This is a genomic window from Gordonia sp. (in: high G+C Gram-positive bacteria), assembly GCF_012515855.1.
Taxonomy (GTDB): Bacteria; Actinomycetota; Actinomycetes; order Mycobacteriales; family Mycobacteriaceae; genus Gordonia.
Genome location: NZ_JAAYXO010000207.1, coordinates 1 through 15,404 on the forward strand (window position 1 = coordinate 1; position 15,404 = coordinate 15,404).

Genomic DNA, 15,404 nt, shown 5'->3' on the forward strand with positions numbered 1-15,404 from the left:
CGCTGACGAGCTCATCGAGCAGTTCAAGGAACTGACCCTGCTGGAGCTCAGCGATTTCGTGAAGAAGTTCGAAGAGGTCTTCGAGGTCACCGCTGCTGCACCGGTCGCCGTCGCCGCTGCAGGCGCACCGGCCGCCGGTGGCGCCGAGGCTGCTGCCGAGCAGGACGAGTTCGACGTCGTGCTCGAGAGCGCCGGCGACAAGAAGATCCAGGTCATCAAGGTCGTCCGCGAGGTCGTCGCAGGCCTGGGCCTGAAGGAAGCCAAGGACCTCGTCGAGGGCGCTCCGAAGGCACTCCTGGAGAAGGTCAGCAAGGATGACGCCGAGGCTGCCAAGACCAAGCTCGAAGAGGCCGGCGCCAAGGTCTCGCTCAAGTGATACTCGCTTGACGCGACTTCTTCGCCGCACAGGCGAGGTGAAACGAGGCCCACGGGAAACCGTGGGCCTCGTTTTCGTCTGTCGGCACCCCGCCCGCCGCAGCGTCGGCGCCGCGCTCCCGAGCGGTGTCAGCGCCGCCTGCGACCCCTCCGGGGACGCTGTGGCGGCTCTGTCCGGGTCGGCACAGAATTGTTGTTCCCAAAAGTGACGGATATCTCTTTGTTGGTGCCCTCTCGCTTTGGAGCACGTCGATTCTTTGGGTATTCTCAGCTCACCAAGACGTTACTAGCGGGTACAAATAGTTTTCGGCGAAGCTTGCGACTCGTCGCGAAGTGTGACCTAAGCCCCTCGTACGTTAGAGTGACCGCAGCCACAGCCCGCTCGGGGCCGGTGGCGGCGGAAACTCTGTAGGGGGAGCGGCGCCTCGCACCTCGTACGCGGTACTTACGAAAGGTCTGGAGGACACTGTGGGTGTAGAGGTCAAGGTCGAGGGGCTTACCAAGTCATTCGGTTCGCAGAATATTTGGCGAGACGTCTCGCTGACCCTGCCGGCCGGTGAGGTCAACGCCCTGCTGGGTCCCTCCGGTACCGGTAAGTCGGTCTTCCTGAAGACGCTGATCGGTCTGCTCCACCCGGAGCAGGGGTCGGTCATCATCGACGGCACCGACATCACCGAGTGCTCGGCCAAGGAACTCTACGAGATCCGCAAGCTCTTCGGCGTCCTCTTCCAGGACGGCGCACTCTTCGGCTCCATGAGCCTCTTCGACAACATCGCCTTCCCGCTTCGTGAGCACACGAAGAAGAAGGAAGACGAGATCCGCCGCATCGTCCTCGAGAAGATGGAGCTGGTCGGTCTGGCCGGTGCCGAGGCCAAGCTCCCCGGTGAGATCTCCGGCGGTATGCGCAAGCGCGCAGGCCTGGCCCGCGCTCTGGTCCTCGACCCCGAGATCATCCTCTGCGACGAGCCGGACTCCGGTCTGGACCCGGTCCGTACCGCGTACATCTCGCAGCTGCTGATCGACATCAACGCCGAGATCGACGCGACGATCCTGATCGTCACGCACAACATCAACATCGCCCGCACCATTCCGGACAACATCGGCATGCTGTTCCGCAAGGAACTCGTCATGTTCGGTCCGCGCGAGCAGCTCCTGACCTCGGAGCAGCCGGTGGTCAAGCAGTTCCTCGCCGGCGACCGTTTCGGTCCGATCGGCATGTCCGAGGAGAAGGACGAGGCCATCGCAGCGCAGGAAGCCGCGATGCAGGCCGCAGGCATCTCCGGCGGCGGTACCCAGGACGACTTCTCGGAGATCATCGCCCAGGTGCAGCCGAACCCGGGCGTGCCGGTGCGCAAGGCCGCCATCCGGCACCGCGCCAACGTGCTCGAGATGCTGCCGACCCTGCCCGCCAACGCCCAGGCCGCCATCCGCGCGTCGATCGCCGAGGAGGACGCGCGCGCCGCGGAGTCGCCCGAGTCGGTCGCCACCCTGGTGGCCCTGGCCAACACCGACTTCAGCACCCAGGCGGGGATCGACGCCGCTATGGCTTCCGCTGACACCCAGGTCGTCGAGCGTCCCACCGAAGTCCTGACGAAGGCGCCCGTTGCCGACGCCTTCGTGAAGTCGCCCGCGGCCGACGACACCCAGACCCAGCCGATCGATACCTCCGCGATCGAGACGGCAGTCAACAAGTCTGATGGACAGGGGAGTAATCAGGCATGACGAGTGCCACCTCGCGTGGCGTCGACAAGCTGAGCAAGGCCGGTGAGGGCGCACTCGCCCAAACCGGCAATATCGTTCAGCTGTTCGTCGATGTTGCCCGCCAGCTTTTCGTGCGACCGTTCCAGTTGCGCGAATTCATCCAGCAGGCCTGGTTCATCGCCAGCGTCACGATCCTGCCGACCGCGCTCATCGCGATCCCGTTCGGCGCCATCGTCTCGCTGCAGACCGGCTCGCTGATCAAGCAGCTCGGCGCCGAGTCGTACACCGGTGCGGCTTCGGTGCTCGTCGTCGTGCAACAGGGATCACCGCTGGTGACGTCCCTGTTGGTGGCGGGTGCTGCCGGCTCGGCGGTCGCGGCCGATCTCGGGTCACGGACGATCCGTGAAGAGATCGACGCCATGGAGGTGCTCGGCATCAATCCGGTCCAGCGACTCGTGGTTCCGCGAGTCCTCGCGATGGTTCTCGTCGCCATCCTGCTGAACGGCCTGGTCGCCGTCGTCGGCATCGGCGGTGGCTACTTCTTCAACGTCGTGATCCAGGGCGGCACCCCGGGTGCCTACCTCGCCTCGTTCGGTGCGTTGGCACAGCTGCCCGACTTGTACATCTCAACGCTCAAGGCGGCGATCTTCGGTGTCATCGCCGGTGTGGTCGCGGCGTACAAGGGCCTCAACCCGAAGGGCGGCCCGAAGGGCGTCGGCGACGCGGTCAACCAGTCGGTGGTCATCGCCTTCCTGCTGCTGTTCTTCGCGAACCTGATCATCACCGCCGTGTTCCTGCAAATCGTTCCGCCGAAGGTAGGTTAGTCGTGACTCGTGGTGTGACGATCTCGAAGAGCAGGCCCGAGTACCTGTTCTACGAGGCGAAGAAGCAGCTCGGCCGTCCGCTGAAGCTGCTCGACGGCGCAGGCGAACAGATGTCGTTCTATGCGCGCACGCTCGCCTGGATTCCGAAGACGCTGGTGCACTACACCCGCGAGGTGATGCGACTGCTTGCCGAGGTGGCCTTCGGCACCGGCGGCCTCGCCGTGATCGGCGGCACCGTCGGCGTGATGATCCTGATGTCGGGCTTCACCGGCGTCGTGGTCGGCATGCAGGGCTACGCGGCACTGGACCAGATCGGTTCGCAGGCGCTGACCGGCTTCCTGTCCGCGTATGTGAACACCCGTGAGGTGGCGCCGCTGGTGGCGGGCCTCGCGCTCTCCGCGACGGTCGGCTGCGGCTTCACCGCACAGTTGGGCGCCATGCGCATCTCGGAAGAGATCGACGCGCTCGAAGTGATGGCGGTTCCGTCGATCCCGTTCCTGGTCAGCTCGCGCGTGATCGCCGGCTTCATCGCCGTCATCCCGCTGTACGTCCTCGGCCTGATGGCCGCGTATCTGGCGTCGAGAACGGTGAACACCGTCTTCAACGGCCAGTCGACCGGCTCGTACGACCATTACTTCAATCTCTTCCTGCCGCCTGTCGACGTCCTCTGGTCGTTCGGCAAGGTGTTGATTTTCGCGTTCGTCATCATCCTGGTCCACTGCTACTACGGCTACTACGCCAGCGGCGGTCCGGCCGGAGTCGGCGTGGCAGTCGGACACGCGGTTCGAACAGCCCTCGTGCTGATCGCCGTGATGGACTTCTTCCTGGGTCTGGCGATCTGGGGCACGACCACGTCGGTCCGAGTGGGAGGTTAGGAACACAGTGGGGACATTCAAACGCAGGCTGCTTGGCCTGTTGTTCTTCGTCGTGGTCATCGGGCTGTTGGCGACATCGGTGCTGAAGTTCCGCGGCACCTTCGACGACTACTCGATGGTGACGCTGCGTACCGACAATGCGGGCAACTCGCTGGTGCAGAACGCCGACGTCAAGGCCAACGGCGTGATCGTCGGCAACGTGCGCCAGGTGAACGTGGCACCGGGCGGCAAGGTCTCGGTGGAGCTCAATATCACGCCCGACGAGATGAAGAACCTGCCCGTGGGCACCACCGCCCGCGTGCTGCCGAAGACGCTGTTCGGTGAGCGCTACGTCGCACTGCAGATCCCGGAGAAGTCGACCGGCGGTTCGCTGCACGACGGTGCGGTCATCAAGACCGACCAGAAGGGCAACGCCGCCGAGGTCGAGGATCTCTTCGACGCGCTGCTCCCGGTCATCGAGGCCATTCCGCCGCAGGATCTGAACGTGACGCTCAGCGCCATCTCGCAGGCCATCGCCGGCAAGGGCAAGGAGATCGGGCAGATCATCGATCGCCTGGACACCATCTTCAAGCGTGTCAACGCGAAGTCGGACGACCTCGAAGGCACCATCCAAGGTCTCGCGACCTTCTCGCAGACCTACGCCGAAGCGGTTCCCGACATCATCGACTCGCTCGACAACCTGCGGATCACCGGCAACACCTTCGTCGAGCGCGAAGGCGACTTCCGCTCGACGATCCAGACGCTGGGCGTCGCAGCCACCGACACCACCAAGTTCCTTAAGCGGAACAAGAAGGACATGCTCAACCTGTTCATCGACTCCGAGCCTTTCCTGAAGGCAATAGCTCGACAGTCGCCGACGTTCGGGTGCATGTTCCACAACTTCGCGACGCTGGTTCCCAAGTCGAAGGCGATCGTCGGCGACGGCACCCCGAACCCGGGCGTTCGAGTGAACCTCCAGTTCGTGAACCCGCGTGGCCGCTACCTGCCCAACCAGGACGAGCCTCGGCTGCTCTGGGTGGATCCGCCCGCACGGTGCTACGAGCCCGCGACCAACGGTCGCCCGTTCCCGCAGTACCCGGGTGGCGGTGTGCCGGACGGTTCGTACCAGCCGCCGTCGCGCAACGCCGGTCCGCGCAACATCCCGAACCTGCCGCAGCCGCAGTTCAGCGCGACCCCGAGCGGAAAGATCTCCGAATCCGACTATCAGAACCAACTGCGAGTCCTGTACGGCGCGAGCTCGGGCATCAGCCCGGAGAACGTTCCGCTGTGGGTCACCTCGATCGGTGCAGGAACCTTGCAGGGAGCGCAGGTGAACGTTAAATGAGAGGCGTCATCGCACCTCTGGTGAAGCTGATCATCTTCGCGCTGATCACCGTCTTCGCCACGGCCATGCTCGGCTTGACGATCGCCAACGCCGGCTCGGGTGGCAACACCAGCTTCAAGGCCGTCTTCAGCGACGCCGCGATGCTGAACCCCGGCGACGACGTCCGCATCGCGGGTGTCCGGGTGGGGCAGATCGAGTCGGTCGAGATCACCGATCGCAGCAAGGCCCTCGTCGGCTTCAGCGTCGATCGCGAGCGGTTGCCGAAGAGCACCCAGCTGTTCATCCGCTACCGCAACCTCACCGGCCTGCGTTACATGGCCTTGGAGAAGGGCGTCGGACCCACGGGTGAGACCGTCGACAAGGGCTACACGTTCGAGAACACCGCGGCCGACAAGAGCACGCACGACGCGGTGAACCTGACTGAGTTGTTCAACGGATTCAAGCCGCTGTTCAAGCAGATCACCCCCGAGGACATGAACAAGCTCGCCGAGACCATGATCAAGGTCTTCCAGGGCGACATGGACACCACGATCAGTGACCTCATCAACGACACGGCCGGACTCACCAACGCTCTCGCCGACAAGGACAAGGTGATCGGCGACATGATCACCAACCTGACTCAGGTCCTGGACACCGTCAATCGCAATGACGAGCAGTTCTCCGACCTGCTGATCAACACCGAGAAGCTGATCACCGGTCTGGCCGCCCAGCGCGACTCGGTCGGTTCGGCGGTCAGCTCGGTGGCGAACCTGACCACGGTCACCGGTTCGATCCTGAGCAAGACCCGCCCGGCCATTCAGGGCGACATCGCCGGGATCAAGTCGCTGTCCGACCAGCTGAACTCGCGGACCGAAGACATCGAGACGACGTTGACCAACCTGCCGGTCAAGCTCCAGAAGATCGGTCGCGCCGCGACCTTCGGCTCGTGGTTCCAGTTCTACATGTGCGGTATCGACGTCGTGGCGGGCAACGGCAAGTCCACCAAGCTGACACAGCCGGTGGTTCCGCTGCCGAACATCAACCACGTTCTCTACACCAGCGCCGCGACGCGTTGCTGGCGCGACCAGAAGCCCGGGGGGTGACGAGTATGACCGACCAACACGACCAGGCGGAGAAGCCGCCAGTGCCGACCACGCCGAAGAAGAGTCGCCGGTTCGCCGGGCATCGCAGCCCGGTGAGCATCGGGGCGATGGGTCTGCTGATTCTGATCATGGTTGCGGTCGCGTCCTTCTACTTGAAGGACCTCCCGATCGCTGGAGCAGGCGCCCGGTACACGGCGTCGTTCTCCGAAGCCGCCGGCCTGAAGGCAGGCAATGAAGTCCGCGTCGCGGGCGTCAAGGTGGGCGAGGTGACCGGTGTCTCGCTGAACGGCGACCGCGTCGACGTCCAGTTCCGGGCCGACAACACCTGGATCGGCAACCAGACCCAGGCCTCGATCCAGATCAAGACCGTGCTGGGCCAGAAGTACCTGGCGCTGAATCCGCGGGGCACCGAGCTCGCCGATCCGCGCGTCACGCTGACCGACACGGTGGCGCCGTACGACGTCATCGAGGCGTTCGGTGACGCGGCGGATCAGATCGAGAACGTCGACACCGATCAGGTGGCGAAGTCGCTCCGCACGCTGTCGAATGCCTTCTCGGGCACCAACGCGGAGGACATCGGTTCCTCGCTGACCGGCATCGCGCGGCTGTCGAACACCATCGCCAGCCGTGACGCCGAGGTACAGCGACTGCTGAAGTCCACCAAGGACGCGTCGAAGATCCTGGCCGACCGGAACGAGGAGTTCACCCGCCTGATCGCAGGCACCGGCGTGCTGCTGAAGGAACTGAACAACCGGCAGAAGGACATCTCCGCGCTGCTGGCCAGCACAACCACGCTCAGCAAGGCGCTCACCGGCATCGTCCGCGACAACGAGGCGCAGATCGGTCCGGCTTTGGATTCGCTCAAGGGCGTCACCGACATGCTGACTCGCCAGAACAAGAACCTGCGCGACACCATCACCTACATGGCGCCGTTCTACCGCTTGTACGCCAACGTGCTCGGTAACGGTCGCTGGTTCGAGTCCACCGTCACCAACCTGCTGCCGCCCGCACTGCCGCAGCAGAACACGACGCGGCCGCCGAACATGCAGAAGAATCTCAACAACGGCGGAACGGGGGCCGGCTGATGTCCGAATCTGATCAGGCCAACGGGCTGTTCAACAAGCGCAACATCGTCTACGGCGCGCTCGGCGCCGTGCTCCTGCTGATCCTGGGAGCGGGTGGCTGGTGGGCGTCGACGCTGATCGGCACCACCAAGATCAACGCGACGTTCAGCAGCGCGGTCGGCATCTACAAGGGCAGCGACGTGCGCGTGCTCGGGGTGGACGTCGGCAAGGTGACCGAGGTGACCCCGCGCGGCGAGGTGGTCGACGTGCAGATGCGTGTCAACCGCGGAGTCCAGCTTCCCGAAGACGTCAAGGCGCTGCAGATCATTCCGTCGATCGTCGCCGACCGCTACATTCAGCTGAGTCCGGCGTACAGCGGCGGCCCCGAGGCCGACAGCAACATCGATCTCTCGATCAAGGAGACCAAGGTCCCTGTCGAGATCGACGCCATCTACGCGAACCTGCAGAAGCTGTCCAAGTCTCTCGGACCGGAGGGCGCAAACCAGAACGGCGCCGTCACCGACTTCGTCGACGTCTTCTCCAAGAACCTCGAAGGCAACGGTGCCAAGCTCGGCGAGGCCATCACCAACCTGTCGAAGGCTGCGGGCACGCTGTCCGACGGCAGCAACGACCTGGTCTCGACGATCAAGAACCTCAACGTCTTCGTCGGCGCGCTCAAGGAGAACGACGCGCAGGTGCGCCAGTTCAACACCCAGATGGCGTCGTTCAACACGTTCCTGGCGGGTGAGCGGGAGCAGCTCGGCGCTGCGCTCGAGAGCCTGTCGTACGCGCTCGGCGATGTCGCGACCTTCGTCTCCGACAACAACGCGCGCCTCGGCGACGCTATTCGGGACCTGCAGCCCACCGGTCAGGCGCTGCTCGACAACAAGGAGCACCTGCTCGAGATCTTCACGGTGCTGCCGGTGACGATCAGCAACCTGATCAACGCCTACGACGCAGAGTCGGGCACCCTCGCGATGCGGCTGAACATTCCGGATCTGCAGGATCCGATCGGCGCGCAGTGCAAGCTGCTCGATCTGGGCGCGCTCCTTCCGGGCAACCCGATGGCCGTCGACTTCAGCCGTAAGCTCGCGCCGCTGGTGAACAACTGCAAGGCCCTCGGCAAGCAGATCACCGAAGGCGTGCTTGAGCCGGTGCTGCCGGTCCTGCCATTCGGCATCCTGAGTGGCAAGAAGGAGCAGAAGTACCCGGCTCCGGGTACCAACCGCGGCAACCCCGATCCGAAGCTTCCTGGAGGACAGCGATGAACCCGAAGTCGACGCCGCGTCGCCGCGCCGCCGGTGTGGGCGCTGCGCTGCTGACCGTGGTAACGCTGACCGTCACCGGTTGCTCGGGCATCCAGTCGGTGCCCCTGCCCGGCGGTGTGGACGTCGGCGACAACCCGCGCACCTACCAGATCGCGTTCGACGACATCCTGGATCTGGTCCCCCAGTCCGTGGTGAAGCAGGACGGCATTCCGGTCGGTCAGGTCACCAAGGTCGAGGTTCCGGAGAACGCCTGGAACGCGGTGGTGACCGTCAAGGTCAAGAACGAGGTGGATCTGTCGGACAAGGCCTCGGCCTCGGTCCAGCAGACCAACCTCCTCGGCGAGAAGTTCGTCGCGCTGTCGGAGCCGGCGGGCGTGACGGCGGCGACGCCGCGTCAGCCGGAATCGCAGGTCATCAAGTCCGACCGTACGCGGACCGTCACCGACATCGAGCAGTTGCTCGGTGCGCTGTCGATGCTGCTCAACGGCGGCGGCATCAACCAGCTCGAGCCGATCGTCACCTCGCTCAACGAGGCGTTGGGTGACCGCCCGAACACGGTTCGATCGCTCCTGGAGCAGTCGGAGAAGCTGATCGCCAGCCTCAATCGACAGCGCGACGACATCGTCCGCGCCGTCGACGGCGTCAGCCGGCTCTCCGTGCGGGCCAATCAGCAGACCGATCAGATCGAGCGGATCCTGGACCAGCTGCCCGCAGGCGTCAAGGTGTTGGAAGAGCAGCGTCCGCAGTTCGTCGACCTGCTCACCAAGCTCGACGAGCTGGGCGATGTCGGCACCGACATCCTCGGCAAGGCGCATGACGAGATCATCACCGATCTCAAGGCGCTGCGTCCGATCCTGTCCGAGCTGTCGAAGGCTGCGCAGGACGCGGTCACCGCGGCCCCGCTGATGCTGACCCACCCCTTCCCGGACGATCTGCTTCCGGGTGTCCACGGCGATTCGACCAACCTGTTCATGACGCTCGACCTGCGGCTGCTGAATCAGCTGGAGGCGCTCGGCGTCGGCCAGGGCACACCGAAGTACTCGCCGCCGACGGTTCGACCGCCGAAGGTCGATCCGCGCAACCCCTACGTCAACGGCAACGGTCCCCGCTACGGCTGGCCGACCATCTCGCTGCTGCCGCCGGGACCGAACTCGCGGCCGGGGCCCAACACGCCTCCGTCGGGCGGTACCTACCCGATGAACCCGTCGTCCAAGACCACTAAGAAGCCTGCGAAGAAGACTCAGTACTCGATGATGCCGTCGCAGGGCGAGAACTTCCTGGTGGGCAACATGCGGATGCTCGGAGGTGATGACCAGTGACTTCTCGGTTGGTCAAGATCCAATTGATCGTGTTCGCGGTGGTCGGTGTGCTCGCCATCGTGTACGTCGGCGCCAAGTACGCCCGGCTCGACAAGCTGGCGGGCCTGTCGACGTACGACGTCACCCTGCACATGCCCGACGCGAGCGGCGTGTTCACCAACGCCGAGGTCACCTACCGGGGCGTCCCGGTCGGCCTCGTCGGCGACATGGAGATGGTCCCCAGCGGCGGCGTCAACGTGACCCTGCAGATGAACTCCGACGCACCGAAGGTTCCCGCTTCGGCGCAGGCCGTGCTGGCGAACCGCTCGGCGATCGGTGAGCAGTTCATCGATCTCCAGCCGAAGTCGAGCGCCGGCCCGTTCCTGGTGAACGGCTCCAAGATCGACGGCGCCGAGACTCCGCCCAAGCTGCAGGACGTCATCTCCGATGCCATCACCCTCACCAAGACGGTGCCGGTGGACGAGCTGAGCAGCGTGGTCCGTGAACTGGGCACTGCGTTCAACGGCAAGGGCGCCGACCTGACCCACCTCGTGTCCGCGCTCGACACCCTGTCGAAGGACGGCGTCGAGAACATCGACGAGATCACCGAACTGATCGTGGACTCGAACGTGGTTCTGGCGACCCAGGCCGAGCAGTCCGACCAGATCCTCGCTTGGTCGAAGAACCTCGACCGCGTCACCGCGCAGCTGAGTGCTTCCGATCCCGACCTGCGCCGGATCCTCGAGAACGCGCCGCGGACCTCGACGGCACTCTCGAAGTTCCTTCAGGACAACGGCGAGGACGCCACCAAGCTGGTTCACCAGCTGGGGGAGACGGTCGATACGATCTCGCCCGCGTCGTTCGCGACCGGCGCCACGTTCGCGATGCTGTCCGCGCTTGCGGCAGGCAGCCACACCCCCGCTCCGGGCGACGGTCAGATCCACTTCGGCATCGTTCTCGAGACCGGGAACCCGGTCGGCTGCACCCGCGGCTACGAGAGCACCGAGAAGATGATCGCGGACATCAAGAAGCGGAATCCGAACTTCGACATCAACTACGACGACTTCCCGTTCAACACCTCGGCGAACTGTGAAGTCCCGGTCGGCAACCCGACCGGCGTGCGTAGCGCCAACCGTGCCGCGCTGGCCAATCCGTACATGGATCAGCCGTGGGACAACACCCCGAAGAAGGATCCCGACAAGTTGAATCTGAACCCGTTGGCCACCCAGCTCGCCGCCCTGATGGGCGTCCACGCGCGGTAGCCCCCGTCCGATCTGCCGCCGCCGAAACAGCGGCGGCAGATTGGCGAGGTGGCCGTCGCGGTGACTACAGTTGCGCTCGATGACACACGACGAATCCAGCGATCCGGAGACGACGCCGAACGACGATGACACGTCGATCGACGAGCCGGCGACGACTGACGAAGCGGTCGAGGCCCCCGTCAGCCTGAGCAAGGTCGACGACCCGGAGGCAACCGCATCGGGGACCGACGACGCGAGCGCTGACGAGAAGCCCCGCAAGGGCAAGGCGGCGAAGGCCGACGACGACGAGCCGTCAGCCCGCAAGCCGATGGCGTCGTTGGCGCTCGCGGCGGCGGTCGCCGCGCTGATCGCCGCGATCGTGTGCCTCGGATACTTCGGCTACACCGGCATTCGTGCCTACACCGTCGACTCGGACCGCGCCCAGATGCGGACCGGAGCCGTCGACGGCGCGGAGCAGGCCATCATCAACACCCTCTCGATCGATCCGGCGAAGCTGAACGACTGGGAGGAGCGGGTGAAGTCCTCGCTCACCGGTCAGGCGCTGGAAGACGCGACCGCCGACGAGTCGCGGAAGATTCTCGACGAAGCCAAGAAGGCGGCGGCCAAGGGCCAGGGTGCGACGATCAGCATCCGCATCATCCGCAGTGCGCCGACTCAGATGAACACCGACGAGAACACGGTGGAGGTGCTGGTCCTGGCCGCCGCGACGTCGTCGGCCTCGCCCGAACAGCCCACCGCGCTGTCGAACCTGCTGACCATGGTCGAGGACGACGGCACCTGGAAGGCCACCAAGATCGTGCCGCTGACGGAGATCTACTACTCGGAGGGCGCGTCGCCGGTCGGCACCGCTCCGGGGGCCCCGGCCGACCAGCCTGAGGGAGGAAACTGATGACCACCGGTGGTAATCGCGGGTCCCGGTCCTCCTCGCCCAAGCGCACACCGCGCGTGGCCGGGCGCAATGCTCCGCGCGTGACGGTCAACGCCACGCCCGACGCCCGAGAGTACGATGTCACGGCCGTTGCGCCCGAGCCGAGCGCCGCCGGAATCTCCGGCGTCGAGCGGAAGCGACGCGCTGCGGCCGCGGCCAAGAGCGCGCAGGAACAGCGCGAGAGCGAGCAGCGTGTCGGCGCACCGCCTCGTGACACTTCGGCCACCTACCGGCTGGCCGCGGTGCTCGGAGCCGTCGCGACGGTCATCGGTGTGGCCGCACTGATCTTCGCCCTTCAGCCCGGTGCGGATGTCGGTGACAACCGAGCATTCGTCGACACCGCGGCCACCCAGGACGTGTTGACCGCCGCTCGCAACTCGGTGTGCATCCCGGTCAACTTCGACTACAAGGATCTCGACAAGTGGGCCGGCCAGGTTCGCGAGAACTTCTCCGGTCAGGCGCTCGACGAGTACGAGAAGGTTCTCAAGACCAACAAGTCGATCCTCACCCAGGGCAAGAGCGCGTCGGAGTGTCAGGTCGACACCGTCGCACTCCAGGACCTGCGGGACGACACCGCCGAGGTGTTGGCGTCGCTGCTGGTGAGTACGACCGTCGACGGAACCATCCAGGAGAAGAACGTCGCGTACACGCAGTACGGGATGGAGAAGATCGACGGCAGGTGGATGATCACGCGGGTCGGGACCCTGTCGTGATCCGGTCGCGGATCCGCGGATGCCGATCGATGCTCGCTGATCAGGAGTTTTCCAGGGAATCGGCGCGTTTCGCTTGACGTAGCGGCATCGGCACGCCACGCTATGACCAATCGATTGTCCGAGGTAGGCAGCCTTCCGCAATCTTTCTTCTGATTGGTGTACACATCCCCGTCATTGTCTGATACAGTTGGACGTTGCGCTGGCTGCCTCCTGTCCGCTGATCGATCATCCTTCCAGCCATTCCGTTTCGGAACGGCTCTCGGGTGTGATGTTTGTGCAGGTTGCACGACCACCGCAGGCCACATTGGCCAAGCACCGAGAAACTTCGTGTTGGAAGGACGCATCTTGGCACTCGACCGCCAGTCCACCTCAACCACATCGGGAATTATCCCGGGCGCGCCACATCGCGCTTCCTTTGCCAAGATCGACGAGCCGCTCGAAGTTCCCGGCCTGCTCGATGTGCAGTTGGATTCGTTTGAATGGCTCGTAGGCACGCCTGAGTGGCGCGCAAAGGCTATCGCGCGGGGTGAGGAGAACCCGGTCGGCGGACTTGAGGAAGTCCTCCGCGAACTGTCGCCCATCGAGGACTTCTCGTCGTCGATGTCCCTTTCCTTCTCCGATCCGCACTTCGACGAGGTCAAGGCCTCGATCGATGAGTGCAAGGACAAGGACATGACCTACGCGGCGCCGTTGTTCGTCACCGCGGAGTTCATCAATAACAACACCGGCGAGATCAAGTCGCAGACCGTCTTCATGGGCGACTTCCCGATCATGACCGACAAGGGCAGCTTCATCATCAACGGCACCGAGCGTGTCGTGGTGAGCCAGCTGGTCCGCAGCCCCGGCGTCTACTTCGATTCGACCATCGACAAGACGACTGAGAAGACGCTGCACTCGGTCAAGGTGATTCCGGGCCGCGGCGCCTGGCTCGAGTTCGACGTCGACAAGCGCGACACCGTCGGCGTCCGCATCGACCGCAAGCGTCGTCAGCCGGTCACCATCCTGCTGAAGGCCCTCGGCATGACGCACGAGGAGATCACCGAGCGTTTCGGCTTCTCCGAGATGATGATGTCGACGCTCGAGAAGGACTCGACCACCAACCAGGACGAGGCCCTGCTCGAGGTCTACCGCAAGCTGCGCCCGGGCGAGCCGCCGACCAAGGAGTCCGCGGAGAGCCTGCTGGAGAACCTGTTCTTCAAGGAGAAGCGCTACGACCTCGCTCGCGTCGGTCGCTACAAGATCAACAAGAAGCTCGGCCTCACCGCGAACCCGATGTTCGGCGAGTCGACCCTGACCACCGAAGACATCATCGCGACGGTCGAGTACCTGGTGCGCCTGCACGAGTCGGACCCGAACATCACCTCGATGATGACCGTCCCGAACGGCGTCGAGGTGCCCGTCGAGGTCGACGACATCGACCACTTCGGCAACCGTCGCCTGCGAACGGTCGGCGAGCTGATCCAGAACCAGATCCGCGTCGGTCTCTCGCGTATGGAGCGTGTCGTGCGTGAGCGCATGACCACCCAGGACGCCGAGGCGATCACCCCGCAGACCCTGATCAACATCCGCCCGGTGGTGGCTGCGATCAAGGAGTTCTTCGGAACCAGCCAGCTGTCGCAGTTCATGGACCAGAACAACCCGCTGTCGGGTCTTACGCACAAGCGTCGCCTCTCGGCGCTGGGCCCCGGCGGTCTGTCGCGTGAGCGCGCTGGCCTCGAAGTCCGTGACGTCCACCCCTCGCACTACGGCCGCATGTGCCCCATCGAGACCCCTGAGGGTCCGAACATCGGTCTCATCGGTTCGCTGTCGGTGTACGCCCGCGTGAACCCGTTCGGATTCATCGAGACGCCGTACCGCAAGGTCGTCGACGGTGTCCTCACCGACGAGATCACCTACATGACCGCCGACGAGGAGGATCGCTACCTCATCGGTCAGGCCAACACGAACTACGACGCCGACGGCACCATCACGGACGAGCGCGTCCTGGTCCGCATCAAGGGCGCCGAGGTCGAATTCGTCCCGGCCGCCTCGGTTCAGTACCTCGACGTCTCGCCGCGCCAGATGGTCTCGGTCGCCACCGCGATGATTCCGTTCCTGGAGCACGACGACGCCAACCGTGCACTGATGGGCGCCAACATGCAGCGTCAGGCGGTGCCGCTGGTCCGTAACGAGTCGCCGCTGGTCGGCACCGGTATGGAACTGCGCGCCGCGGTCGACGCCGGCGACGTGATCGTCACCGGTCAGACCGGTGTGGTGGAGGAGGTCTCGGCCGACTTCATCACCGTCATGGCCGACGACGGCACTCGCGAGAGCTACCGCCTCCGCAAGTTCGAGCGCTCCAACCACGGCACCTGCGCCAACCAGACCCCGATCGTCGACGAAGGTCAGCGTGTCGAGGCCGGCCAGGTGCTCGCCGACGGTCCGTGCACCGACCAGGGTGAGATGGCGCTGGGCAAGAACCTGCTCGTCGCGATCATGCCGTGGGAGGGCCACAACTACGAGGACGCGATCATCCTGTCGCAGCGCCTCGTGGAAGAGGACACCCTCACCTCGATCCACATCGAGGAGCACGAGATCGACGCCCGCGACACCAAGCTCGGTGCTGAGGAAATCACTCGCGACATCCCCAACGTCTCCGATGAGGTTCTCGCGGACCTCGATGAGCGTGGCATTGTCCGCATTGGTGCTGA

13 protein-coding genes are annotated in these 15,404 nt (G+C 64.8%); all 13 read left to right on the top strand.

Going from position 1 to position 15,404, the window contains the following annotated elements; genetic code table 11:
* On the top strand, nucleotides 1–376 hold a 376-nt coding region (rplL, locus tag GX543_RS15255), incomplete at its 5' end, for a 50S ribosomal protein L7/L12 (protein ID WP_290853108.1).
* Between the two features lie 467 nt (nucleotides 377–843).
* Nucleotides 844–2,097, top strand: coding sequence for an ABC transporter ATP-binding protein (locus tag GX543_RS15260; RefSeq protein WP_290853110.1), 1,254 nt, complete (start codon nucleotides 844–846; stop codon nucleotides 2,095–2,097).
* The gene (locus tag GX543_RS15265; RefSeq protein ID WP_290853111.1) at nucleotides 2,094–2,900 is read left to right on the top strand and encodes an ABC transporter permease; all 807 of its coding nucleotides are present in this window, start codon (nucleotides 2,094–2,096) and stop codon (nucleotides 2,898–2,900) included. The genes GX543_RS15260 and GX543_RS15265 overlap by 4 nt, the downstream gene beginning before the upstream one ends.
* Nucleotides 2,901–2,902: 2 nt before the next feature.
* Complete coding sequence (locus tag GX543_RS15270) at nucleotides 2,903–3,775, top strand: ABC transporter permease (protein ID WP_290853112.1); 873 nt, start codon at nucleotides 2,903–2,905, stop codon at nucleotides 3,773–3,775.
* A 7-nt stretch (nucleotides 3,776–3,782) separates the two neighbouring features.
* Nucleotides 3,783–5,099: an MCE family protein gene (locus GX543_RS15275; RefSeq protein WP_290853113.1), complete on the top strand. Its 1,317-nt coding sequence runs from the start codon at nucleotides 3,783–3,785 to the stop codon at nucleotides 5,097–5,099.
* Entirely contained in the window at nucleotides 5,096–6,181 is a 1,086-nt protein-coding gene (locus GX543_RS15280) for an MlaD family protein (protein WP_290853114.1), read from the top strand. Before GX543_RS15275 ends, GX543_RS15280 begins: the two co-directional genes overlap by 4 nt.
* 5 nt (nucleotides 6,182–6,186) lie before the next feature.
* Complete coding sequence (locus GX543_RS15285) at nucleotides 6,187–7,266, top strand: MCE family protein (protein ID WP_290853115.1); 1,080 nt, start codon at nucleotides 6,187–6,189, stop codon at nucleotides 7,264–7,266.
* Entirely contained in the window at nucleotides 7,266–8,513 is a 1,248-nt protein-coding gene (locus GX543_RS15290; RefSeq protein WP_290853116.1) for an MCE family protein, read from the top strand. The genes GX543_RS15285 and GX543_RS15290 overlap by 1 nt, the downstream gene beginning before the upstream one ends.
* Nucleotides 8,510–9,832: an MCE family protein gene (locus GX543_RS15295; protein ID WP_290853119.1), complete on the top strand. Its 1,323-nt coding sequence runs from the start codon at nucleotides 8,510–8,512 to the stop codon at nucleotides 9,830–9,832. Before GX543_RS15290 ends, GX543_RS15295 begins: the two co-directional genes overlap by 4 nt.
* Nucleotides 9,829–11,073 (top strand): MlaD family protein, encoded by a 1,245-nt coding sequence (locus tag GX543_RS15300; RefSeq protein WP_290853120.1) that lies wholly within the window; start codon nucleotides 9,829–9,831, stop codon nucleotides 11,071–11,073. Before GX543_RS15295 ends, GX543_RS15300 begins: the two co-directional genes overlap by 4 nt.
* A gap of 79 nt (nucleotides 11,074–11,152) precedes the next feature.
* A complete protein-coding gene (locus tag GX543_RS15305) occupies nucleotides 11,153–11,962 on the top strand; it encodes a hypothetical protein (RefSeq protein WP_290853121.1) in 810 nt (269 codons plus the stop codon).
* Nucleotides 11,962–12,714, top strand: coding sequence for a hypothetical protein (locus GX543_RS15310; protein WP_290853122.1), 753 nt, complete (start codon nucleotides 11,962–11,964; stop codon nucleotides 12,712–12,714). The genes GX543_RS15305 and GX543_RS15310 overlap by 1 nt, the downstream gene beginning before the upstream one ends.
* 345 nt (nucleotides 12,715–13,059) lie before the next feature.
* Nucleotides 13,060–15,404: DNA-directed RNA polymerase subunit beta (gene rpoB / locus GX543_RS15315; protein WP_290853123.1), on the top strand; the 2,345-nt coding region annotated here is incomplete at its 3' end.